The following is a 21,418-nucleotide window of genomic DNA, read 5'->3' as shown; positions in this document are numbered from 1 at the left end:
CTTGGTCAGCCGCCTTTGGTTGAAACTTGGGGATCGAGAAAGGTTCGCGTAATCGTGATTCTAGGGCGATTAGAGTAGCGTGGCAAGTGTTATCTGAAAATTTTTCAATATTTTTTTATCTAAGGTGTTCTGCTTGCCGCCGCACCTTCCCCACTCACCGGCGTCCTGCCCCTTAAAACGAACCCCGCCCTTCTCGCCGAACGTCCGCGCATATGCACGGAGTTTCGGCGAGAAGGGCGGAAGTTTGCGATAGGCTCCGACCGTATACCGGCCGGGTGATCCTCAAAGAACTAGGCGACCAGGGCCTCGGTAGCCTCAGCGATAGCCTTTTCTTCGTTGGTCGGAACAACCAGTACGGGGATGGCTGAGTCTTCGGTGGAGATGATGCGGGGCTCGTCGCCGCGTACCTTGTTGGCTTCGGCGTCCAGCTTGATGCCCAGGGCGCCCAGGCGCTCAACGGCCAGCTCACGGAACTGGTGGGAGTTCTCACCAATACCGGCGGTGAAGACCAGGGCCTTAGCGCCACCAACAGCTACATGGTAGGCGCCAATGTACTTAGCCAGGCGGTAGGAGGTCATGTCCAGGGCCAGCTTGGCGCGCTCGTCCCCAGCTTCCATAGCCTCAACCACAGCGCGCATGTCGTTGTTGCCAGCGATAGCGAGCAGGCCGGATTCCTTGTTCAGCAGGGAGTCCATCTTGGCGGGGGTCATTTCGGGGTCGCGCATCATGATGGAGGTCAGCACGGAGGGGTCAATATCGCCGGAGCGGGTACCCATGACCAGGCCAGCCAGGGGGGTGTAGCCCATGGAGGTGTCCAGGCACTGACCGCCCTCAACGGCGGTGACGGACGCGCCGTTACCCAGGTGGGCAATCACGCCGTTGAAGTCGGAGCGGTCCAGGCCCAGGAAGTCAGCGGCAATGCCGGTGACGTAGTCGTGGCTGGTGCCGTGAAAGCCGTAGCGGCGTACGCCGTACTTCTCCACCAGTTCTTCGGGCACAGCGTAGCGGTAGACGTGCTCGGGCATGGTGCCGTGGAAGGCGGTGTCGAAGACGGCAACCATGGGGACGCCGGGGTAGGTTTCCTGGGCCGCCTTCAGGCCCAGCACGTGGGCGGGGTTGTGCAGGGGAGCCAGAGGGGAGAGCTCATCAATCTTGGCGATGACCTCGTCGGTGACCAGCACAGGCTCTGAGAAGACGTCGCCGCCCTGAACGATACGGTGGCCGATAGCGTCGATAGTCTTACCGTGCAGGGGCTCAACCAGGGCCTTAGCCATGATGTCGAGAGCTTCGGTGTGGGTGGGAATCTCAGCTGAGCCGATGTTCTCCACCAGGCCCTTAGCGATGACCTGGTTCTCTTCACCGGTAGCGGCGGTGTCACGCACCTGGTACTTCACAGATGAGGAACCGCAGTTAATAACGAGTACGAGCATGAAAGTGTTTTCCTTTAGTTGCTTACTTAAGTTCGATGTCATGAGGGGCACGCGGCCGTTCTGCCAACCCAACCCCGTACGTCCTACTTACAGGGTCTGAGCCTGGATCGCGGTGATAGCTACGGTGTTGATGATGTCATCGACGGTAGCGCCGCGGGAGAGGTCGTTCACGGGCTTGCGCAGGCCCTGCAGGACGGGGCCGACGGCTACAGCGCCGGAGGTCTGCTGAACAGCCTTGTAGGTGTTGTTGCCGGTGTTCAGGTCGGGGAAGATGAAGACGGTTGCCTGACCTGCGACCTCTGAGCCGGGGAGCTTGGAGGAGGCGATGGACATGTTGGAGGCCGCGTCGAACTGGATGGGGCCCTCAAAGGCGAAGTCTGGGTTGGACTCGCGCAGCTTCTCGGTGGCTTCGACGACGAGTTCGACGTCGGTGCCGGAGCCGGAGGTGCCGGTGGAGTAGGAGAGCATGGCGACCTTGGGGTCAACACCGAACTGGCGGGCGGTCTCGGCGGAGGCCTTGGCGATGTCGGCCAGCTGCTCTGCGTTGGGGTTGGGGTTCACGGCGCAGTCGCCGAAGACGAGCACGCGGTCTTCCATGAGCATGAGGAAGACGGAGGAGACGACCTTGACGCCTTCGCGGGTCTTGATGAATTCCAGGGAGGGGCGGATGGTGTTGGCGGTGGTGTTCACGGCGCCGGAGACCATGCCGTCGACGATGCCCTTGTGTACCAGCATGGTGCCGAAGTAGGAGGGGTCCATCATGCGGTTCTGGGCGCCTTCGAGGGTCATGCCCTTGTGGGCACGTAGTTCGGCGTAGGTTTTGGCGAAGTCCTCGGTGTAGGTGTTGTTGTCGAGGTCGATGATGGTGACGCCGCGCTTGCCGTCCTCTGCGATGGGCAGGTCGATGGATTCGCGCTGGCAGATTTCTGCGATTTTTTCGGGGTTGCCGATGAGGGTGAGGTCGCAGAAGTCGCGGCGGACGATGATGGAGGCTGCGCGCAGGATGCGGGGATCGTAGCCTTCGGGTAGGACGATGGAGCGGCGGTCGCTGCGGGCCTTTTCGATGAGGTTGTGCAGGAAGCGCAGGGGGGTCATGGTAGCGGGGCGTTCGAGTTCGAGGCGCTCGAAGAGTTCCTTTTCGTCGACGTTGCGGAACCATTCACCCAGGGCGGTTGCAATCTTGCGGGGCTGGCCGAGGGCCAACTGGCCGCGCACCATGGAGACGGCGCGGCCGGCCTTGAAGGTGTCGAGCTGGGTGGAGAAGACGGGGAAGGGGGCCTTTTCGACCAGCTGGCCGATGGCGGTATCGCCCTTGAGTTCTGCTGCAAGGCCGCCGGTCAGCAGCATGCCGGAGGGGGCGGGGAAGCTGGGGGAGAGGGCGGAGGCGAGGGTTGCGACCATGATGTCGGAGCGGTCGCCGGGGACGATGACGAAGTCGCCGTCGGTGAACTGGGAGAGGAAGTTGGAGACGGTCATGGCCGCGATCTTGATGTCGTGGATGTCGCGGTCCAGGAAGTCCTGGCTCATGCCCTCGTGGTTGAGGCCGAGGTTGTAGACGACTTCGGCGACGGTGGGCAGGGAGATTTCGGGCAGTTCGGGCAGGACGTAGACGGGGCGGTTGGAGGGGCCGCGCTTGACGTTCTTGAGGATTTCTTCGCGCAGTTCGGGGCGGGCGCGGTTGACCATGATGGCCAGGACGTCTACCTTGGCGCCGTGGAGTTCGGTGCGGGCGACGTCAACGGCGTTGACCACATCTGAGACGGTGGATTCCTGGGCGCCAACGACGGCGATGACGGGGGTGCCGAGGTCTTTGGCGAACTGGGCGTTGAGGTCGAATTCTACGGTTGCTGCGTTGTGGGAGAGCAGGTCGGTGCCGTCGACGATGATGGCGTCGCAGTGCTTGGCCATGTCGGAGTAGACGGAGACGGCGATGGAGGACATTTCTTCGTGGTCGCCGGAGGCCAGCAGTTCGCGGCAGCGTTCGAGGGAGACGCCGCCGCGGGCCTGGTCGTCGCTGAGGTTGTACTTGGTGCGGAGCAGACGGATGAGGGGGTCTTGTGACTCGATTTCGCCGCTGAAGACGGGGCGGAAGAAGCCGACGCGGTCGGTTTCTTTGAGGAGGGAGTCGAGCAGGCCGATGGCGATGAGGGACTTGCCGGAGCCTTGGTTCATCGCGGAAATGTACATGCCGTTGGTCATCTGGGTCTACATCCTTGGTGGCTGTGTTTTCGTGGGTTACGGAGCTGTCGCGCTACCGTAGGTTTACTTCTGAGTTTATTCCTTTGGGTGGGCTTAAAGACCTTCGGGGCGTGTGTTTGTGTGGCATCTCATGTGGTGATTGGGCTTGCTGACAGGGTGTGCCCGGACGGGAACGGGGCAAGTGGTTAGGCTGGGAGTCAGAACTATCGTCTGAAAGAAGAGTCTCATGTCTGTGAAGTTCACCCGCCGCGCCCTTGTTAGCACCCTCCCCCTCCTAGGCTTGGTGGCCTGTGGCGGTTCTACCAAGACTGCCGGTGGCGCTTCTGCCACCGCTAGCGCTTCTGCTACCGCGAGCGGGGAAGCGGCGGCGGGGGTCCGCACCGATGCTGGCTACCAGCTCAATGCCGTGACGGACGGGGCCCCCACGGTGACCCTTTACACCGATTTGCAGTGCCCTTACTGCGCCAAGGCCGACCCCAAGTACCGGGAGGCTGCTGCTGAACTGGAGGGCACCATGAACGTGACGGTGCGTCACTTCCCGCTGCCCATGCACGCCAATGCGGTGCCTGCGGCCCAGGCGGTGCAGGCTGCTGAGGCCCAGGGGGCTTATGTGGCTATGGCTGGCCACCTCTACACCCACCAGGCTGACTGGAAGGAGATCACCGATACCGCCCAGTTCGCCACCCTCATGGGTGACTACGCCGAGCAGCTGGGTCTAGATCGCGCCCGTTTTGAGTCTGACCTGGCCAGCGATGAGGCCCTGGCCCTGATTGAGCAGGAGTACCAGGACGGCGCTGCGGTAGGGGTCAAGGGAACCCCCAGTTTCGTGGTGGAGGGAACCAAACTTGAAAACGTGGATTCGTCCACCAGCACCGCCGACATGGTGGCAGCCTTCAAGCAGGCAGCTGGCCTCTAAGGCCCCTGCCGCGGTTCAACCAAAACGTCATCTGCCCCCTTCATACCCGGGCAGGTGACGTTTTTTGCCGGTGGAAAGCGGGTTGGGGGCCTGGCCACCGCCCGCTGCGCCCTCTAGAGTTGAAGGTATGAAGATTGCTTTGGCCCAGATGCTCAGTACCAAGGACTTTGCCCGCAATGTCGAGACAATCCGTGAATACACGGCGCTCGCAGTTGAGCGCGGTGCCCGGCTGGTGGTCTTTCCCGAGGCAGCCATGCTGAGTTTTGGTGGGCGTCTGTATGATGACGCGGCCCAGCATGAGTTCAGCTTCCGGGAAGCCCTGGCTGAGGTGGCCCGCGAGAACTATGTGACGGTGGTGGCAGGCGGCTTTGCCCCGGTGCAACTGGCTGATGAGTGGAACCTGCGGGTTTATAACAACCTCTACTGCTTCGACCAGAACGGGGTTGAGACTGTTTACACCAAGGTTCATCTCTATGACGCTTTTGGTTTTAAGGAATCTGAGGGCGTCAAGGCCGGGGAGCAGCTGGTGACCGTCACCGTGGACGGCACCAAAATTGGCCTGGCCACCTGCTATGACGTGCGCTTCCCCAAGCTTTTTGCCGACTACTCCCGGGCCGGGGCCAAGGCTACGATTGTAGCGGCCTCCTGGGCTGGGGGGCCGGGCAAGGTGGGCCAGTGGCAGATTCTCACCAGTGCCCGCGCCCTGGATTCCAACATGTTTGTGCTGGCTGTTGACCAGGCGTCCCCCACCAGCGCTGACCCGCGGGCAGATATCACCCAGCCGACCGGCGTGGGCTACTCCCGGGTAGTTTCCCCCTTCGGCGTGACCCTGGCGGAGGCCGGTGAAGCGCCCGAAATTCTGGTGGTTGATCTTGACCTCACCGAGGTAGATCGGGCCCGCCAGGCCCTGCCCGTCCTAGCAAACGCCAAGCTAGGCTACTAGAGAAAGAGTCTTCTGACATGGGTTTCTTTGACATTTTCACCGATAAAACACCCGCTGAACCTGCCGAGGCCCAGCTTATGGCGACCGCCTACGGCCATGTGCAGGGCGTGGGTTTCCGCTGGTGGGTCGCCGGTATCGCCAAGCCCCTGGGGCTGGTGGGCTACGCCAAGAATATGGACGACGGCTCGGTTGAGATTATCGCCCAGGGCAGCGCGGAGGCCTGTGAGCAGCTTTTGGCCGAACTGACCGGTGGGGACACCGCCGGGCGGGTCGACCACGTTGACTCTGAGATTACCCAGCCGGTAGGCTCCTATAAGGGATTCGGCATCTATTAGTTTCCCCGGGGACTGGTTCTGTAGGCTAGAAGGCACAGCCCGCCGTGTTCTTGCCCTGGGTGGGGGCCGGGAGGGGATTTCAAGCGTGCGGGGGCAAAGAGCACCCGCAGTAGAGATGGGAAAGAGTCCGCCTGATATGAGCCGCACGATCCAGCTTTCTTTTTCTGGCCTGAGCGCATCTGTTGCCCCTGACGGCTTCTCAGAGACCGGCCGGATCCTTGAAATTGGAGGGGCAGAGCAGTCCCATGTGGATCTAGCCCACCCCGACTTCATCTTTTACGAGTACCTACGCCGGATAGGTAACCTGGTTGATCTTCAGGGGGTACCCGGGGAGCCTATCACCGCCGCCCACCTGGGGGCAGGGGCCCTGACCCTGGTGCGCTATATTCAGGCCACCCGGCCCGGCTCAACCCAGCTGGCTGTTGATATCGAGCGGGAGCTACCTGGTTTTGTGATGGAGCAGCTGCCCCTGCCAGAAGGCACTAACTGCCAGATTTTGATTGAGGACGCCGCCGCGGCAGCTCCCCGCCTCAAAGAGGAGCTGGGGGCCCCGGGCGGGCTGGATGTGGTCGTCCTCGATATTTTCTCGGGCTGGGAGGCCCCGCCCCACCTGACCACCGCCGAGTTTTACGCTGACCTGCGCGATTCCCTGGCTCCGGCTAGCGGCGATAGCGCGGGCGGCCTGCTGGCCGTGAACGTGGGGGACGACGCCGGGCTCAGCTTCTTCGTGGCCCAGGCTAGAACCCTATTAGAGGTCTTTGAGCACGTTTGGTGCCTGGCCGATACCACCATGCTGAGCGGCCGCCATGCGGGCAACCTTATTCTGGTGGGCTCCCCTGTGCCCCTCACCCAGGACGCCGCGACCTACCTGGTGGGTGCCGGACCGCACCCGGCGTCCGCCCTGGGCACCGATGAGCTGGTGGAGCTGCTCGAAAAGCTGGGCTAGTGCTTTGTACGGAGTACGTTTAAATACAAAAATTTCTTGAGAAGCCAAGCGGCAGTAGGTAGTATAAAGAATAAGATTTCAGCACTAGCTGAGGTAAGTGAACCCGAGACCCTTCCGGACGGTTGTGGCGCTCGGGTTTCGCGTTTAAGACGGTAGGCTAGGCTGGGCGCTCTTCCACTATTGGAGTGATCATTTTCTTCCACTCTCCACCTCTATTCCATGCCCAGCCTACAGCGTCCGGGATACAGAGAAGAATCTCTGATTTTGCTGGTAAATGCTGGTATCTAATTTCGTGCACAGCATTGTGTCTGTGGAGAAACTGAGCGATTACCTGTCGATCTCGTGCGTCCATGGTTTCGTCACTCTCTAAACACACGTTGCGTACAGAGGTGTTGAGTGAATCAGAGAGGAAAGCTCGTAACACATCGGCCCGTGCTTCTACCTGAGACCTGCGAGGAGATGATGTGGTTGCCCTATAAATCACAACATTGATATTGAGAGTTTTGATGAGAGATAGAAGTTCCTTGCGGCGGGAGTCTCTCTCATTTTTCATGTGGAACCGCTCCTGCCCTGGCAATAAGAGTGAGCGGAGCTTTTTCCGGGCGATTGAAAGGTCACCGTGAACCATCAGTGTCGTAATAAGCAGATAGTCTTTATTTTTACTCTCATCAATGAAGACATGGGTTGCTTGCATTCCGTTATCCTTCCAAGCGAGAACTGATGATACGAGCTGGGGGAGCTGGGCTAGAGGGCGTCCACCTGGGCGATAGTGCTGGTGACAGGCGCGGGTTCGCCCGCTGCCCGCTTGGGGCGGGAGGTCGCCGTGATACCCATAGAAGCTACCGTCAACAGCAGGATTGCCGCCCAACGCAGGGCACCGGTGTCTTGGCCGAGTAGCAGCCAGCCGCCAATGGCTGCGATACCAGGCTCTAGGCTGAGCAGAATCGAGAAGACATTATTGGGCAGGCGGCGCAGGGCCGCCAGCTCGAAAGTGTAAGGGACGACGGACGCCAGCAAGCCCGTCCCCACCGCCAGGGCAAGGACGCCCGGGTCGGCAAAGGCCTGGGCAGCCCCGGCCCCGCCCAAGGGGAGGGTAATGAGGGTGGCGACGACCAGTGCCGCCCCCAGGCCACCGGTGCCGTCAATCAGCTTGCCCACTCGGGAGCTGGCCAGGATATAACAGGCCCAGAAGAAAGCTGCGACCAGGGCAAAGACCAGGCCAAGGGTAGAGATGTGCTCAGCTCCGAAGGCCTTTTCAGCCCCGATGAGGGCCATGCCGATAGTGGCTAGTCCAATCCAGAGGGCATCGATAGGGCGGCGGGAGAGCACAGCAGCCAGAACCAGCGGGCCGATAAACTCTACAGCCACTGCCAGTCCCAGGGGCAGCAGCTCGATAGCGTGGTAGAAGGCCCCGTTCATACCGGCGAAGGCAGCCCCGAGCAGGATCACGGCGACCCACTGGGCGGGCGTCCACCGCCAAAAAAGAGGACGCGCCATGGCGCAAATGACCAGGGCCGCTACTCCCAGCCGCAAGGTGGTGACGCCCCAGGCCCCCAGCTGGGGGAAGAGCTGCACCGCAAAGGCAGCCCCCACCTGCAGGGAGATGCAGGATCCGATGACCAAGAGGACGCCGGTGGTCTTATCAGAACCAGAGAGCCGGGAGGTGAGTGCAGGCATGGGTTTTCTTCCTGGAAGAGATCAGGGGTGCAGAACCATTATGCAAAGTATTGGCCCCTTTGCTGATTCAGGCCGCCCAAGGGGCGTCACAAACAGGGGCGGTTCAGGTGCTAGAGGAGGGGCAGTCTGGCCCACCGGGCCGTCACGCCCACGGCGTACACGATAGCAAGCACACTGTGTTTATGGGTGGTAGCCGGTAAACTAGAAACCATGTTCGACTTCAACGCATCCAGCGCCTTTGACGCTAACGGTCAGCCTAAACCCGCAGTGACCCGCACTGTCGATACCGTGCTGAAGATTCAGCGTCCCCTGATTGTTTCCATGCTCAAGAAGATGCGGGAGAAGCACCCCCACGAGACTCCCGACCAGATCGCCAAGCGCCTCGAAAAAGCCTACTTGCGCGACGTAACGGTCGGCGGCGGTGCCGTGGGCGCAACCGCTTTCGTACCCGGCTTGGGCACGGCGGCGTCCGTCGGCCTATCGGCCCTGGCGGTCGGCGGCTACCTGGAGCGCACCGCCATCTACGCCCAGGCTATGGCTGAGCTGCACGGCGTCCACGTCGAAGACCCCGACAAAGCCCGCCTCATGGTCATGGCCATCATGCTGGGCGAGGACGGCTCCGTCCTCATGAACTCGATCCTGGCCCACACCGGCAAGACCGGCAGCGTCTCCCGCAAGTGGGGCATGATGATGGGGTCCAAAGACTCCGGCAAGGTCTTCAGCATCGAACGCACCATTCGCAACATGTTTATCAAGCGCTTCTTGACCCGCCAGTCCGGCGCCCTGCTGGGACGCGCCCTACCCTTCGGCGTAGGCGCCGTCGTCGGTGGTGGAGCCAACCTGGCCCTGGGCAAGAACGTGGTCAAGTCGGTCGAGCAGACCTTCGGTGCCCTGCCCGCCGTCTTCCCCGACGCCCTTGCCCCCGACCGCGCCCCCAAGTTTGAGGGGCAGGACGCGTCCGCCCAGGCGTCCTCGACCTCAGATTCGGAGGCGCTCGCAGGGGAACTGGAAAAGTAGTCCCTTGGCTGTATAAGACGCGGGGCAGGGTGCTGAAACCCACGCCCCGCGTTTTGCCTGTCACAGAGGCTTCTACCAGCTTTTACCCAGTATGCTGAGTGCGTGAGCTTCAACGAAAATCTCGATAACAACTACTCCCAGCGAGGTTCCTCCGGCGGGTCAGGCCGCTCCGGGGGAAGCTACGGCGGTGGCAACCGTGGCAGCATGAACCCGCTGATGATGCTTCTGATGAGCAAGATCGGCCGCCGCTTCGGCCTGCCCGGTATTCTCGTGGTCGCTGGCCTCATGTTCTTTATGAACGGCGGCCTGGGCGGCCTAACCGGTAGCTCAACCTCCATGTACGGCACTGAATCCCAGCAGGAGCAGGTCACTGGCACCGGCTCCTTCGACCACTGCCAGACCTACGAGGACGCCAACCGCTACGACGACTGCCGAATCCTGGCAACCGGCGTAAGCCTCGATATGGTGTGGGAAAAGATGCTACCGGCTGAGTCTGGTGAACAGTACCGGGCCCCTAACCTTGTCATTGCTGAGGGGCAGGTATCTACCGGTTGCGGTAGCGCCAATATTTCCCAGACCGGGCCCTTCTACTGCCCGGGTGACGAAACCGTCTACATGTCGGTTCCCTTCTTTGACCAGCTCAAGGCTATGGGCGGCTCGAACGGCGACTTCGCGGTCATGTATGTAACCGCCCACGAGTTTGCCCACCATATCCAGCAGATTATGGGAACCCTCCGGTATTCCAACTACCAGGATCCTGGCGCTGACTCGGGTGCTGTGCAGGTTGAAGTCCAGGCTGACTGCTACGCCGGTGTGTGGGCAGCCCAGGCTGATAAAGGCGAGAACGCCCTGCTGAATCCGCTGACCGAGAGCCAGATTAAGCAGGCTATTGATACCGCCCGCGCTATTGGTGATGACGCGATTCAGCGCTCTGCTGGTCAGGAAGTCAACCCCGACCTGTGGACCCACGGCTCCTCTGAGCAGCGCGTCAGCTGGTTTACCAAGGGTTACACCGAGGGCACCATGGCTGCCTGCGCCCAGCCCTTCAACTCCTAAGTAGATGATCGGGCAGGGGCCGGGGTCTTCCCCTTCCCCCTGTTCTTGAGGGACCAGATGATTCTGGTCCCTCTTTCTTTAACCCTTGAAGCGGGAGCGGGCGCGGACGAAGGCACGGGCAGCCAGGCGGGCCCCCTTGGCGGTTGCCCCGTCGGCTGCTGCCAGCTCTTCGGTGGTGCTTGCCCGGACTTCTGCCGGCGGGGCGACGGGGGCGGGGGCCGGTAGGTCTGAGGCGGTGATATCAGCCGGGGCTTCTACTTCGCTGGCTTCTACCGGTTGGGGGGATTCGATTGCGGTGATTTCCTCGGCGGTGAGTTCGAGCAGGTCAGCGTCATCGCTGGCAGGAGCCGAGCTGCTGGTGCCCTGCCCCGCCCCTGTGCCCGGGGTGCCGGCGTCCTGACCGCTGCCTAAGACCGCGAGGGTGCTGGCAGGGAGCTGGCTGGGGGCGGCCCCCAGGTTCTGCTGAACCTGGTCGATGAGTTGGCGGGCAAAGTCTCGCCGCACCTTTTGGCTGGCTAGGACGGCCCCGCCTGCCTTGACCAGCTGTTCACCTGCCTTGACCAGGAGCAGGGTTTGGGGGTTGCGCAGGCCAATGGCGGCTACAGCCCCGAGGATATTCATCTGTTGCCCGCGGGTGGTTTCGGGGCGGGCGGTGTTGAGGTGGGCAAGGAGGTCGTTGACGTCTGCCCCCAGGACGGCGGCGGCAGCGTCGTCACTGGTGGCAGCCGGGATTCCGTAGATGAGGGCGATTCCGTGTAGGTAGGTTTTGACGGCCTGGGCGCTACCGACGTGGGCGGTGGTGTTGATGCCGGTGGTAGCTGCCCGGTTGTAGGTGGCGATGCCCTGCTGGACGGCGCCGAGGTGGGTGGCTGCCTGGGTGATTCCGGCGATGCGGCGGTTGCGGGTGACGGTGCCGACGAGGTCGGGGGTGAGTTCGGTTGCCCCGGCCTGGGCTGAGCCGACCAGGGTGAAGTCGCGGATGAAGATCCCGCCGAGGCGTTCGGCCAGGTCAGCGGGGGTGGCTTCGGGGCTGCGGGCCTGGAGTTTACGCAGGCGACGGACGGCCAGGGGAACCTGCTCGGGGGAGCTGTCGGCGGGGCGGGAGGTTTCGGTCATAGGTCTATTGTATGAATCCGAAGATTGAGCCAGCTCGCCCTTCACTAACTATAACGTGATACAAGCAATAGAAATATGTAGATTTTTAGTCGCATTGTTGTATAAAACCCAACAGTGGTGAGTGGAAACATGCTTATGAAGAAAAGTTACTCGCCAGTAACCACTAGGTGAGATGTTTTTGACTGGTAGGGTTGAGATGTTTTGCGCGAAACCGAAACCCCCACAGTCCCTATTTCTCATGGAGCAGATATGACCTCTTCACTTTTCGCCCGACCCCTTTTTATTACCGGTTCTCTGGCCATCGTGCTGGGCTTGATGGCTATCATCTGGCCCGGTATCACCCTCAGCGTTATTGCCGTCATGTGGGGTATCTTCGCCCTGATTGAAGCAATTTCCACCTTCTCCCGTGTGGGTTCAGCCGATAAGTCAGGTAAGTTCTTCTACATTCTTTCTGGTGTCATCGGTATCCTGGCCGGTCTGGCCGTTATCCTCCAGCCCCTCTGGGGTGCAGCTACCCTCACCTGGGTGCTGGGCTTTTGGTTGATGGTACGAGGCATTATTGAAATCGTGGCAGCTATTCGCTTGCCCAAGGAATCCCCCAAGGCCTACCTGATCCTGGCAGGTGTGCTTTGGTTGCTTGCGGGTCTTCTGGTTATGGCTAGCCCCGGTGTTGCTATGATCAGCATGATCGTCTGGATTGGCCTGCTCACTATCATTCTGGGTATTACTCTCATCGTTGCAGGCTTCAAGTCTCGTTCGGCTGCTAAACGAACTGCTGCTCTGTAAAGACATACCTTCATAACGCGGAGCGGGGCTCCCCACCATAGTGGGGAGCCCCGCTCTCTCCTTAGTGTTCCTTAGCCGCACCCGAGTTGCGGGCCTCAACCAGCTTGACCACCAGCGTCCCTACTGCCGAAGCAACTAGCAGGGGTCCCAGGGCGGTGCCGGGCAGCATGAAGACCATAATCAGCACGATAGCCAGAGGCTTTTTAACCGCCACCGTTGTCGCCGCAACCATACCAGCGGCCAGGGCGGTGCCGGCGTCCGTCCCCGGTAGCAGGGCCGTGGCAAGCAGACCTGCCGCTGCCCCCGCAAAAGCTAGGGGGAAGAACTCGCCACCGGGCCAGCCAGCAGACAGGCTCAGGACGGTGGCCAGCACCTTGAGGAGAGCCAGGCCAGCAAGAGCCCACCAGGCAGAATCCTCAACCAGGGTGACTAGCTCCGGCAGTTCCGCGTGTCCCGAAAAACGCAGCAGGGGGACGGCCGCGAGTAGCCCAGCTAGCAGGGTAGAGCCTAAAAGAACTCGGGCCCAGGGGCGGGCAAAACGCTCGGCGAAATGATCCACCCGGTGGTGTAGCCAGCCAAAGAACAGGGCCAGGGAGCTGGCGAGAAGAGCGGGGAGCAGGGCCTGCCACCAGGTGCTGACATCCCCGCGCGGGGCCAGGGGGAGCTCCACAATATGCCGCTCCGCCCCCAGCAGGTTGAGGACTGCCATAAAGACAAGAAAACCGCTCACACCGGCTAAGAAAGAGGGTACTTTCGAGGGCGTCAAAGAGTCATCAGCATAAGAAGCTGCGGCAGGCGGGGAGCCATAGACACTGGCTAGGGCCGCTGCGGTACCGGCTTCACCGAGTGCCCGTGCCTCTTCGCGGGTGCGGGCAATCTTTGAGCTGACCAGTATCGACAGCTCGGCCACCACAGCCACCAGGCCGGCTTCGGGGCCAATGGAGGCCCCAAAGGCCACAGCGATAATGGCAGACAGGGCGAGGACGCCGGTCTTGCGAGCCCGGGGCCGGGCAGGATCGCTTGCTTCGGCAATGGCCTGGTTTAGGCTGGCCATGTTGTGGCGGTGCTGAAGGGCAGCCAGCAGAATACCGCCGACCATGACAGTCGCAAAGATAAAGAGGGGGCCAGAGCCTAGGGCCCAAATGTGGTGCTGCAGGCCAAGCATGGCCATGAGCGTTAGGGCCGAGATAGCCCCAGCCAGGCCGCCGTAGAGGAAGGAAACCCAAAGGATTTTACTGTTCATGGTTCTTTCGAAGCTGGTGTGAGCGGTGCTCCCGGGCGGTGCGGAGCGTCTCGCTCATGGCATGTCCCAGGGCTGCAATGAAAATAAGGTCGAAGATAATCATAGCGATGACTAGCAACTTTGCCTCTTGGCCCACGGGGTGAATGTCGCCAAACCCTACGGTAGACATGGTGACAACCGTGAAATAGAGGGCATCGGTGCGGGTGGTAAGCCCCTCGAATTGGTGAGGTTCTTGGGCAGCTAAGACGTAGCAGGCAAAGGCGCAGGCATGGGCTGCGATGAACATGAGGGCAACTAGGTCGAAGAAACGGCGGTCCTGTTTGCGAATTTGGGTGGTAATTGCCCAGGCCAGGGCAAGCAACATCAAACCGGCGAGAAGACCCTGCAAGTAGGAATCGTTATCGAGCCTAATCGGCATGAGGTAGAAGATAGCGATAGTGCAGGTGTAAATGAAGATTTGTTTGAGAGCGTAGGGTGTCACGGTGCGAGAGTAGGTAGGGCAAAGGGGGCAAGAAGCCGGGGTTCGCGTTGCTAAGCTGTGTGCAGTAGCTGGCGCGAGTGAGCGGAATCTTGCCCCCTAGCGGGGTGAAGAAGTGGCGGGGGCCTAAGCCCTGAGGGTTTTAGCGGGTGGCGTGCTCCAGCAGGGAGGGGGCCAGGCCGATGTAGGTAGCCGGGGTGAGCTCAGAGAGCCGGGCTTCGGCGTCCGCACTCAGACCGAGTTCAGCGACGAATTCCTTGAGGCGGGCGGCATCGACGCGGTGGCCGCGGGTCAGCTCCTTGAGGCGCTCGTAGGGGTCCTCCATGCCGGGGACGCCCGCGATTGCCTCGGCCCGCATGACCATCTGGATGGCCTCGGCCAGCACCTCCCAGTTCTCGTCCAGGTCTTGGGCGATGACGTCGGTGGCGATGTCTAGGCGCTCCAGGCCCTTGACCACGTTAGAGATAGCCAGCACGGAGTGACCGAAGGCGACGCCGATGTTGCGCTGGGAGGAGGAGTCGGTCAGGTCGCGCTGCCAGCGGGACTGCACCAGGGTTGAGCCCAGGGTGTTGAAGAGGGCGTTGGAGATTTCCAGGTTGGCTTCGGCGTTCTCGAAGCGGATGGGGTTGACCTTGTGGGGCATGGTGGAGGAGCCGGTCGCGCCTGCTACGGGAATCTGGCGGAAGAAGCGGATAGAGATATAGCTCCACACGTCGGTGCAGAGGTTGTGCAGCACCTGGTTGAAGTGGGCGATAGAGGAGTAGAGCTCGGCCTGCCAGTCGTGGTTTTCAATCTGGGTGGTCAGGGGGTTCCAGTTCAGGCCCAGGCCGGTGACGAACTCTTCAGAAATCTTCTGCCAGTCGGCGGTGGGCACAGAGACGACGTGGGCGGAGTAGGTGCCGGTTGCACCGTTAATCTTGCCCAGGAACTCGGCGTTTTCAACGTGCTTGATCTGGCGGTTCAGGCGGTAGGCGAAGACAGCCAGTTCCTTGCCCAGGGTGGAGGGGGTGGCGGGCTGGCCGTGGGTGCGAGAAAGCATGGGCACGTCGCGGGCCTCTTCGGCCAGCTTCATGATCTGCTCAACCAGGCCGCGGGCGGCGGGCAACCAGACATTGGTGACGGCGTCCTTAATACCTAGGGCGTAGGAGAGGTTGTTGATGTCTTCGCTGGTGCAGCCGAAGTGGACCAGGGGCTTCAGACGACCCAGGCCCAGGGGTTCGAGGCGGCGGGCGATGAAGTATTCGACAGCCTTGACGTCGTGGACGGTGACGGCTTCGATTTCTGCCAGTTCGGCGGCAGATTCTTCGGTGAAGTCGGTGACGATGGCACGCAGGCCGGCCCGCTGCTCGTCGGTGAGGGGTTCGAGGCCGGGCAGGACCTGGTGGTCACAGAGGTAGATGAACCATTCAACCTCAACGTGGATGCGGTCGCGGTTGAGGGCGGCTTCTGAGAGGTAGTCGACCAGGGGTTCGGTGGCGGCCTTGTAGCGTCCGTCGAGGGCGCCCAGGGCAAGGCCTGCGCCAGTGAGGGAATGACGGCCAGAGGGCAGGGTAGTGCAATTATCGCGGTGAGACATGCCTCTAGTTTCTCATGTTCGTGTGGGGGAGTGCATGTTTTCCGGGGAGGATGGACAGCTCACCGTATAGATGGCGTCATATTGGTTCGCTTGCTTCACCACTTTTGGGCTTAAAACTTGTCTTGTCCCAGATGAGAGGAGTGGAGGGCTATCCACAGGTGCTGGGTTCTCTGGCGCTTGGAGGGCTGGTTTATCTAGGGTGGGGGCACCGTCATATGTTGTGTGTAGGTTAGGAGGGCATACCTTGGTTTCTTTCTACGACATTGCCTCTGCCGCTGGCAGGGCTGGTTTGGGGAGTGAGGCTGCTGCGGGGGCTAGCTCCGGGGCTTGGGGTCTTGCCGCGCGGGTGCGGCAGTGGTCTGCCCAGCTGGCGGGTGAGGTGGAGCATGAGGCCCACTCGGTTCAGGACGCTGCCGCCGAGGCTACCCGGGTGGGGCAGGTTCATTGGGAGTCACACGCTGGTCGGGCCTTTAGCGTGGCCCTTGAAGCGGAGCATTATGCTGGCCAGCACCTTGGGCAGGAGCTTACTGAGGCTGCTGCCCAGGTGCGGGTTGCCGGTGAGATGCTTGCTGCTGAGTTAGAGATAGCTGCGGCTGCGATTGGGGCAGCTGGCGCGGCTCTTGATGCTGCTTTAGCAGGTCTTGGGGCGGTTGAAGGTGTTATGGATGATTTTCTCGGTCATGCTGAGCAAGCTGGTCTTCCTGCCCTGCGGGGTGCACTGGATTCGGCGGTGTCGAATCCACTTCTGGCCCGTGTTAGTGATGCCCTTGTGAGCCTGGGGAGGTAACTGTGACTATCGGCGTGAGGGCTGATTCTTTGTTATCTGGCCCGGCCCTCGGGCTAGGTGGCCGGATCTCCGTGGAGTTCTCTGAACTGTACACAGTCGCTGACGGCCTGCAGGCAGTAGCTGACCGCTATGAGGCAACGAGCCAGCGTATCCTGGCCCTGACCACCCAGGTGGGTCTGCTGGCGTCCTTAGACGTGAGCGGGAATGGAAGCCAAGCGGCGGTCACCCTCGGGGTGGGCAGCACGGCCCTGTGGGCTCTGGTAGCTGCCCTGCGCAGACTATCGGACGGTGTGCGTCGTTCGGCTGAAAACTACGAGGCAGCAGAAGCCTTCGCGGTCAGCCTCCTGCACCACAGCGAGCTGACGAAGACCGCTGCTGGCCGCGCAGCCCAGGCTGGTTACGAATCAGCCTTCGGGTACGTCACTGGAACCCTGGCCTTTGTGGTGTACAAGGGCAAGGTTACTGCTGATGCTGTAGCTAAAGTATCGGGTACCTACCTGCGGCACCATCCATCTGGCCAGCAGATGATGAAGGACACCACAGGCTTTGTCAACCGGGTGACTAACCGTATGGGAATGACGGGGCGTCTGCGAGCTACCCGCGATGTTTCACATATCGTCAGCCCTCAAACAGGAGTTGACTATCTCGAACCGGGCAAGAGTATTCCGTCCCCCCAATCCCACCGGCTTCCCACCCGGGTTCCCCTGACCTACCAAGACATGGCAGAAAACCTCCTTGCCGTGAGTCAGCTAGAGAACCGGGCAGATGATCTCCATGCGGCAGGGAACTTCCACGGAGAATGGGATCACCTGCTGGTCCAAACCCTCTACAACCCCGAAACGGGTGAAACCCAGTATCTCGTGACGATACCCGGCACTGATGGGGATCTGCTTCCTAGCGGCGATACCTGGGATCCCCTCCAACAGCACCGTGGGGGCACGAACTCCTGGGGCGGCGCTGCAAGCAACAGCTTGACCGGGAACAACCCTGACCTGCCACCTGAACAGTACACCGCCATGATGCAGCAGGTAGATGAAGCCCTAAAAGCTGCCGGAGCCCCCGACGGCGCAGCTGTCTCCCTCATGGGCTTCAGCCAGGGCGGAATCATCGCAACAAGCCTGGCCGCAAACACCGCCTTCAACCAGCGGTACCGGGTGAAGTTCCTGGGCACCCAGGGAAGCCCCATTGACCACATCAAACCCAAGGACGGCGTCGTCCACCTTGATCTGAGATACGAGGGCGACCTCGTCCCCGCTCTCTCACCTGACCGGAAGGATTACCAGCCAACCCGCTCCCACACCCTAACCCGCAAACCAGAGGGGTCAGGTTCCCACGGGGCCCAGGAATACGCTGATATGGCTTCCCTCGACACCGCAACCAGCCGCCCCGTTCCTGAACTTGAAGAGATGTTTGGCGGCTATGAGGTAAAGGACGCCCTCCTGTTTGCAGGAACCACCCAGAAACCCGATATCACGCGGACAGAACAGACTCAGATAGGGGTTGCTGGAGTAGCCAACCTCGTCAATGCAAGTGCCCAGGAGCTGGGGGCACCGAGCATTAAATTCTTCGACAGCACCCAGGTCAACCCCGCCAACCTTTACCAGGACGTCGATGACCTGCTAGGGGACTTCGAAAGGGGCCTCATTGACCCGGCTGACGCATGGATTGACGAGCAGGTAGAAGGAACCAGCATCTTCGGAGTAGAAATCCATAACCCCCGGATTACCTTCCCGCCGAGTGCGGAGCCGCCACCTGCCCCACAGAACACTAGTGGAATCACCGTCTATGAAGCTACCACCGAGCATCATCTGCAGAACCTGGTGGATGTTGCAGGGCTTGGTGATACGTCCCTAGACGGGGCAACTGATGAAGCTGCGGACCTTATCGACAGGGGCATCGAACTCTTTCACACCACCCAGCCGATTGAACCCGAAACAGTATAGGAAGGAGGAGAACACAGAGCAGCCCACCTGTTTCTTACTCGAACCAGGTGGGCCTCCACGAACTAGCCGGAACTCCTTAGCCCGCTGGATAGAGCGGGTTGTGGCCAGCGGTGACGCGCTCGCTATCGCGCACCGGGGCAGGGGCGGTGGCCCCGGCGTCCGTATCGAAGGGGGAGCCGCCCAGGGCTTCGCGGCCGTGCGGGGTGAGCCAGCCGGAGAGGTCAGGGCCAGCCGGTACGATACCGGTGGGGTTGATGTCCTCGTGAACAATAAAATAGTGTTCCTTGATTTGCTGGAAGTCCACGGTGTCGCCAAAGCCAGGGGTCTGGAAGAGGTCGCGGGCGTAGCCCCAGAGGTTGGGCATGGAGGCTAGGGTCTGGCGGTTGCACTTGAAGTGGCTGTAGTAGACCGCGTCAAAGCGTACCAGGGTGGTAAAGAGGCGCACATCGGCCTCGGTGATGTGGTCCCCCATGAGGTAGCGGCGGGTGGCCAGGCGCTCTTCTGCCCAGTCCAAGGCCGTCCACAGGCGCTCATAAGCTGCCTCGTAGGCTTCTTGGGAACCGGCAAAGCCACAGCGGTAGACCCCGTTGTTGATTTCGGTGTAGATGCGCTTCATCACCGCCCGCATCTCGTCTTCAAGGTCGGTGGGCCACAGGTTAGGGGCACCCTCGCGGTGGTAGGCCTTCCATTCTTTAGAGAAGTCCTCGGTAATCTGCGGGAAGTTATTGGTGACGACACCACCGGACTCAATATCGACCACGGCAGGCACGGTAATACCGCGGGGGTAGTCGGGGAAGCGCTTGAAGTAGGCCTGCTGCAGACGTTCAATACCCAGTACCGGGTCCTTGCCGTCTTCGTCGAGGTCAAAGGTCCAGGAGCGGACGTCGTGGGTGGGGCCGGGCAGGCCGATGGAGATAGCATCTTCCAGGCCCAGCAGGCGGCGGACGATCAGGGTGCGGTTGGCCCAGGGGCAGGCGCGGGCGGCTACCAGGCGGTAGGCGCCGGGCTTGACGGGCCAGAGCTGGTGGTCGGGGTCTAGCTGGGCGGTGGCAGCGGGGTCTGCGACGATACGGTCTTCGATGTAGGTGGTATCGCGGTTGTATTCTTCCCCGGCGTGAACGTAGGCGCCTCGGGTGGAGTGGTCGGTCGTGCTGGTGCTCATAGAAAAACTTTCCCACAAAATACTTTCAATGTAAAGCATTTCCTGGGGTGGCGGCGCTGTGTAACCAGCGCCTTACTGGGCTAGACGGGAAAAGCAGGGCCGGGGCAGGACGTCCACGACGGCTAGCCCCTAACGGGAGGGCAAGGTCAGGCCCCGGTACATGCGAGCGGTCTGAGCCGGGGCCCAGGCTCCACCGCAATCGACGGGAATCCCCTCGTCCTTAAAGCCCCGGCGACGGTAAAACTCCCGAGCCCGCTCATTACCCACGATGTACCAGAGATAAGCTGGCTCATCAGGGTAAAGCACAGCATCAAAAAGAGCCGCGCCCAACCCCGTCCCGTGAGTAGAGGCAAGGGTATAAAGATGGGTCAGCTCCCGGGTGCCCTCAGCAACCGGCGGCAGACCGATTTCTAGCTCCCAAGCCAAGGGGCCGGGGCGGGACAGGGCAAAACCGACCGGGGCATCCCAGTCAATCACCCCGCCAACAGCACACGAGAGCCCACCGGCGGGCGTCCACGCCGGGTTCTCGTAGGCAAAAAAGGCGCGGGCACCGGGTGCTGCGATATTCTCAGCAAACTCCTCCAACCAGCCCCCTCGGTTAGCCGCTTGCCGGGCCCCAAACCCCGGGTCTACCAGCCCGTTATAAGTCTCTGCCAGGCACCGCAGCTGCAGGTCAACATACTTCTCAGCGTCCTCAGCACCCACCGGTGCCACCACATACCGGCCATCAGCCACAAACCCCACGGGCGTCCGTCCTTTCAGTTTACTGTCACTGCCCTCTCACTCTAACAAGTCCCACAACCCCCAATCACCCACTAGGCTAGAGGGGTGGCACAACGCAGACGAACCCCCAAAAAACAGGTAGAAACCCCCGCAGCCCTGATCGAAGGCACCTACCCCATCGATACCGGCATCGCCGAACTCATCGAAGACGACTACACCCCCGGCGGCTGGGTCCTCGAAATCAACGGCATGGAATCCTCCCACATCGTGCTCGGCCAACCCCGCGAACTCGACTTTGAATACATGCGCTGGCTGGCAGCCGTCATCGAACCCTTCGTCGACGCCAACCTCGACCCGGCCAAGCTCCGTATCACCCACCTGGGTGGCGGGGCCTGCTCCATGGCCCGCTACCTGGCCGACGTCTACCCGGCCTCCCACAACACCGTCGTCGAACTCGACGGCAAACTCGCCGCCTACGTCCGCGAATGGTTCGACCTGCCCAAGGCCCCCACCCTCAAAATCAGGGTCGGTGAAGCCCGCGCCGTCACCGAAGGTTTTGCCCCGGCATCGCGCGATATCATCATCCGCGACGTCTTCGCCGGCTACATCACCCCAGAACCGCTGACCACCCTCGAATTCACCCAGCTGGCCGAGCGCTCACTGACTGCAGGCGGGCTCTACATCATCAACTGCGGTGACGACCGCTCCCTAGCCGGGGCCCGCGCTGAGGCTGCCGCTATTACCCAGGTCTTTGAGCACACCTGCATCGTGGCAGACCCGGCCATGCTCAAGGGGCGGCGCAAGGGCAACGTCATTATTGCCGGCTCCCACGCGCCCCTGCCGGTGGCAGGCGACCTGGCAACTGCCGCCATCACCAAGCGCCTACTGGGTGGCGGGGTGCCCGCCCAGTACAAGGACGACGCCTGGGTGCGGGACTTTGCCCGCTCGGCTGCCCCGCGCCGCGACGCCCGGCCAGAGGCCGACCTACAGGCTTTGGATCGAAAGCTGCGTAAAGAATAGGGCTAGGTTTGGCTGGTGCGGTTCGTCAAGATCACCCAGTGACATAACGCCTCACATCACCATCA

20 protein-coding genes are annotated in these 21,418 nt (G+C 61.4%); 10 read left to right on the top strand and 10 right to left on the bottom strand.

Annotation, left to right across the window (positions count from 1 at the left end):
* Window positions 1-290: 290 nt before the first annotated feature.
* Together ACMXX3_RS05295 and pta are read right to left on the bottom strand one after the other, a co-directional pair.
* Window positions 291-1,430, bottom strand: coding sequence for an acetate/propionate family kinase (locus ACMXX3_RS05295; RefSeq protein WP_421083708.1), 1,140 nt, complete (start codon window positions 1,428-1,430; stop codon window positions 291-293).
* Window positions 1,431-1,517: 87 nt separating this feature from the next.
* Window positions 1,518-3,629 (bottom strand): phosphate acetyltransferase, encoded by a 2,112-nt coding sequence (pta, locus tag ACMXX3_RS05290; RefSeq protein WP_421083707.1) that lies wholly within the window; start codon window positions 3,627-3,629, stop codon window positions 1,518-1,520.
* Window positions 3,630-3,855: 226 nt separating this feature from the next.
* Here pta and ACMXX3_RS05285 point away from each other — a divergent pair, with 226 nt between their 5' ends.
* The 4 genes from ACMXX3_RS05285 to ACMXX3_RS05270 all read left to right on the top strand — a co-directional run bounded on the left by ACMXX3_RS05285 (window position 3,856) and on the right by ACMXX3_RS05270 (window position 6,769).
* Entirely contained in the window at window positions 3,856-4,545 is a 690-nt protein-coding gene (locus ACMXX3_RS05285) for a DsbA family protein (RefSeq protein ID WP_421083706.1), read from the top strand.
* Between the two features lie 127 nt (window positions 4,546-4,672).
* Window positions 4,673-5,488 (top strand): carbon-nitrogen hydrolase family protein, encoded by an 816-nt coding sequence (locus tag ACMXX3_RS05280; RefSeq protein ID WP_421083705.1) that lies wholly within the window; start codon window positions 4,673-4,675, stop codon window positions 5,486-5,488.
* A 17-nt stretch (window positions 5,489-5,505) separates the two neighbouring features.
* Window positions 5,506-5,823, top strand: a complete 318-nt coding sequence (locus ACMXX3_RS05275; protein WP_421083704.1) for an acylphosphatase — start codon at window positions 5,506-5,508, stop codon at window positions 5,821-5,823.
* A gap of 136 nt (window positions 5,824-5,959) precedes the next feature.
* Entirely contained in the window at window positions 5,960-6,769 is an 810-nt protein-coding gene (locus ACMXX3_RS05270) for a spermidine synthase (protein WP_421083703.1), read from the top strand.
* A 157-nt stretch (window positions 6,770-6,926) separates the two neighbouring features.
* Here the strand turns inward: ACMXX3_RS05270 and ACMXX3_RS05265 are convergent, their stop codons facing one another.
* Window positions 6,927-7,463, bottom strand: coding sequence for a hypothetical protein (locus ACMXX3_RS05265; RefSeq protein ID WP_421083702.1), 537 nt, complete (start codon window positions 7,461-7,463; stop codon window positions 6,927-6,929).
* A gap of 50 nt (window positions 7,464-7,513) precedes the next feature.
* On the bottom strand, window positions 7,514-8,446 hold the full coding sequence (locus ACMXX3_RS05260; RefSeq protein ID WP_421083701.1) for an EamA family transporter: 933 nt from the start codon (window positions 8,444-8,446) through the stop codon (window positions 7,514-7,516).
* A 210-nt stretch (window positions 8,447-8,656) separates the two neighbouring features.
* Between ACMXX3_RS05260 and ACMXX3_RS05255 the strand changes: the two genes are divergently transcribed.
* Window positions 8,657-9,463: a di- and tripeptidase gene (locus ACMXX3_RS05255; protein WP_421083700.1), complete on the top strand. Its 807-nt coding sequence runs from the start codon at window positions 8,657-8,659 to the stop codon at window positions 9,461-9,463.
* A 102-nt stretch (window positions 9,464-9,565) separates the two neighbouring features.
* The gene (locus ACMXX3_RS05250) at window positions 9,566-10,519 is read left to right on the top strand and encodes a neutral zinc metallopeptidase (RefSeq protein WP_421083699.1); all 954 of its coding nucleotides are present in this window, start codon (window positions 9,566-9,568) and stop codon (window positions 10,517-10,519) included.
* 78 nt (window positions 10,520-10,597) lie between these two features.
* Here the strand turns inward: ACMXX3_RS05250 and ACMXX3_RS05245 are convergent, their stop codons facing one another.
* Entirely contained in the window at window positions 10,598-11,635 is a 1,038-nt protein-coding gene (locus ACMXX3_RS05245; protein WP_421083698.1) for a hypothetical protein, read from the bottom strand.
* A gap of 249 nt (window positions 11,636-11,884) precedes the next feature.
* Here ACMXX3_RS05245 and ACMXX3_RS05240 point away from each other — a divergent pair, with 249 nt between their 5' ends.
* Window positions 11,885-12,421: an HdeD family acid-resistance protein gene (locus ACMXX3_RS05240; RefSeq protein ID WP_421083697.1), complete on the top strand. Its 537-nt coding sequence runs from the start codon at window positions 11,885-11,887 to the stop codon at window positions 12,419-12,421.
* A gap of 61 nt (window positions 12,422-12,482) precedes the next feature.
* Here ACMXX3_RS05240 and ACMXX3_RS05235 read toward each other — a convergent pair whose 3' ends face one another.
* From ACMXX3_RS05235 to purB, 3 genes are all read right to left on the bottom strand, one after another.
* The gene (locus ACMXX3_RS05235) at window positions 12,483-13,664 is read right to left on the bottom strand and encodes a chloride channel protein (protein WP_421083696.1); all 1,182 of its coding nucleotides are present in this window, start codon (window positions 13,662-13,664) and stop codon (window positions 12,483-12,485) included.
* Window positions 13,654-14,145, bottom strand: coding sequence for an ion channel (locus tag ACMXX3_RS05230; RefSeq protein ID WP_421083695.1), 492 nt, complete (start codon window positions 14,143-14,145; stop codon window positions 13,654-13,656). Before ACMXX3_RS05230 ends, ACMXX3_RS05235 begins: the two co-directional genes overlap by 11 nt.
* A 139-nt stretch (window positions 14,146-14,284) precedes the next feature.
* The gene (purB, locus tag ACMXX3_RS05225) at window positions 14,285-15,718 is read right to left on the bottom strand and encodes an adenylosuccinate lyase (RefSeq protein WP_421083694.1); all 1,434 of its coding nucleotides are present in this window, start codon (window positions 15,716-15,718) and stop codon (window positions 14,285-14,287) included.
* Window positions 15,719-15,962: 244 nt separating this feature from the next.
* Between purB and ACMXX3_RS05220 the strand changes: the two genes are divergently transcribed.
* Together ACMXX3_RS05220 and ACMXX3_RS05215 are read left to right on the top strand one after the other, a co-directional pair.
* On the top strand, window positions 15,963-16,505 hold the full coding sequence (locus ACMXX3_RS05220; RefSeq protein WP_421083693.1) for a hypothetical protein: 543 nt from the start codon (window positions 15,963-15,965) through the stop codon (window positions 16,503-16,505).
* 2 nt (window positions 16,506-16,507) lie between these two features.
* Window positions 16,508-18,448, top strand: coding sequence for a hypothetical protein (locus ACMXX3_RS05215; RefSeq protein WP_421083692.1), 1,941 nt, complete (start codon window positions 16,508-16,510; stop codon window positions 18,446-18,448).
* 76 nt (window positions 18,449-18,524) lie between these two features.
* Here the strand turns inward: ACMXX3_RS05215 and ACMXX3_RS05210 are convergent, their stop codons facing one another.
* Window positions 18,525-19,610: a glutathione S-transferase family protein gene (locus ACMXX3_RS05210; protein ID WP_421083691.1), complete on the bottom strand. Its 1,086-nt coding sequence runs from the start codon at window positions 19,608-19,610 to the stop codon at window positions 18,525-18,527.
* Between the two features lie 129 nt (window positions 19,611-19,739).
* A complete protein-coding gene (locus ACMXX3_RS05205; RefSeq protein WP_421083690.1) occupies window positions 19,740-20,354 on the bottom strand; it encodes a GNAT family N-acetyltransferase in 615 nt (204 codons plus the stop codon).
* Between the two features lie 84 nt (window positions 20,355-20,438).
* Between ACMXX3_RS05205 and ACMXX3_RS05200 the strand changes: the two genes are divergently transcribed.
* A complete protein-coding gene (locus ACMXX3_RS05200; RefSeq protein WP_421083689.1) occupies window positions 20,439-21,353 on the top strand; it encodes a spermidine synthase in 915 nt (304 codons plus the stop codon).
* Window positions 21,354-21,418: the final 65 nt, after the last annotated feature.

Origin of the sequence: Rothia nasimurium, from assembly GCF_049068285.1 — a bacterium.
Lineage (GTDB): Bacteria > Actinomycetota > Actinomycetes > Actinomycetales > Micrococcaceae > Rothia > Rothia nasimurium_I.
Note: the sequence above shows the minus strand (reverse complement) of the source record. Positions and strands in the feature narration are given on the sequence as shown.

Bases quoted from the DNA above. Each gene is read 5' to 3' on its own strand.
- ACMXX3_RS05295 (WP_421083708.1), bottom strand. From the start codon at position 1,430: ATGCTCGTACTCGTTATTAACTGCGGTTCCTCATCTGTGAAGTACCAG.
- ACMXX3_RS05260 (WP_421083701.1), bottom strand. From the start codon at position 8,446: ATGCCTGCACTCACCTCCCGGCTCTCTGGTTCTGATAAGACCACCGGC.
- pta (WP_421083707.1), bottom strand. From the start codon at position 3,629: ATGACCAACGGCATGTACATTTCCGCGATGAACCAAGGCTCCGGCAAG.
- ACMXX3_RS05255 (WP_421083700.1), top strand. From the start codon at position 8,657: ATGTTCGACTTCAACGCATCCAGCGCCTTTGACGCTAACGGTCAGCCT.
- ACMXX3_RS05270 (WP_421083703.1), top strand. From the start codon at position 5,960: ATGAGCCGCACGATCCAGCTTTCTTTTTCTGGCCTGAGCGCATCTGTT.
- purB (WP_421083694.1), bottom strand. From the start codon at position 15,718: ATGTCTCACCGCGATAATTGCACTACCCTGCCCTCTGGCCGTCATTCC.
- ACMXX3_RS05245 (WP_421083698.1), bottom strand. From the start codon at position 11,635: ATGACCGAAACCTCCCGCCCCGCCGACAGCTCCCCCGAGCAGGTTCCC.
- ACMXX3_RS05275 (WP_421083704.1), top strand. From the start codon at position 5,506: ATGGGTTTCTTTGACATTTTCACCGATAAAACACCCGCTGAACCTGCC.
- ACMXX3_RS05265 (WP_421083702.1), bottom strand. From the start codon at position 7,463: ATGCAAGCAACCCATGTCTTCATTGATGAGAGTAAAAATAAAGACTAT.
- ACMXX3_RS05240 (WP_421083697.1), top strand. From the start codon at position 11,885: ATGACCTCTTCACTTTTCGCCCGACCCCTTTTTATTACCGGTTCTCTG.
- ACMXX3_RS05235 (WP_421083696.1), bottom strand. From the start codon at position 13,664: ATGAACAGTAAAATCCTTTGGGTTTCCTTCCTCTACGGCGGCCTGGCT.
- ACMXX3_RS05280 (WP_421083705.1), top strand. From the start codon at position 4,673: ATGAAGATTGCTTTGGCCCAGATGCTCAGTACCAAGGACTTTGCCCGC.
- ACMXX3_RS05210 (WP_421083691.1), bottom strand. From the start codon at position 19,610: ATGAGCACCAGCACGACCGACCACTCCACCCGAGGCGCCTACGTTCAC.
- ACMXX3_RS05285 (WP_421083706.1), top strand. From the start codon at position 3,856: ATGTCTGTGAAGTTCACCCGCCGCGCCCTTGTTAGCACCCTCCCCCTC.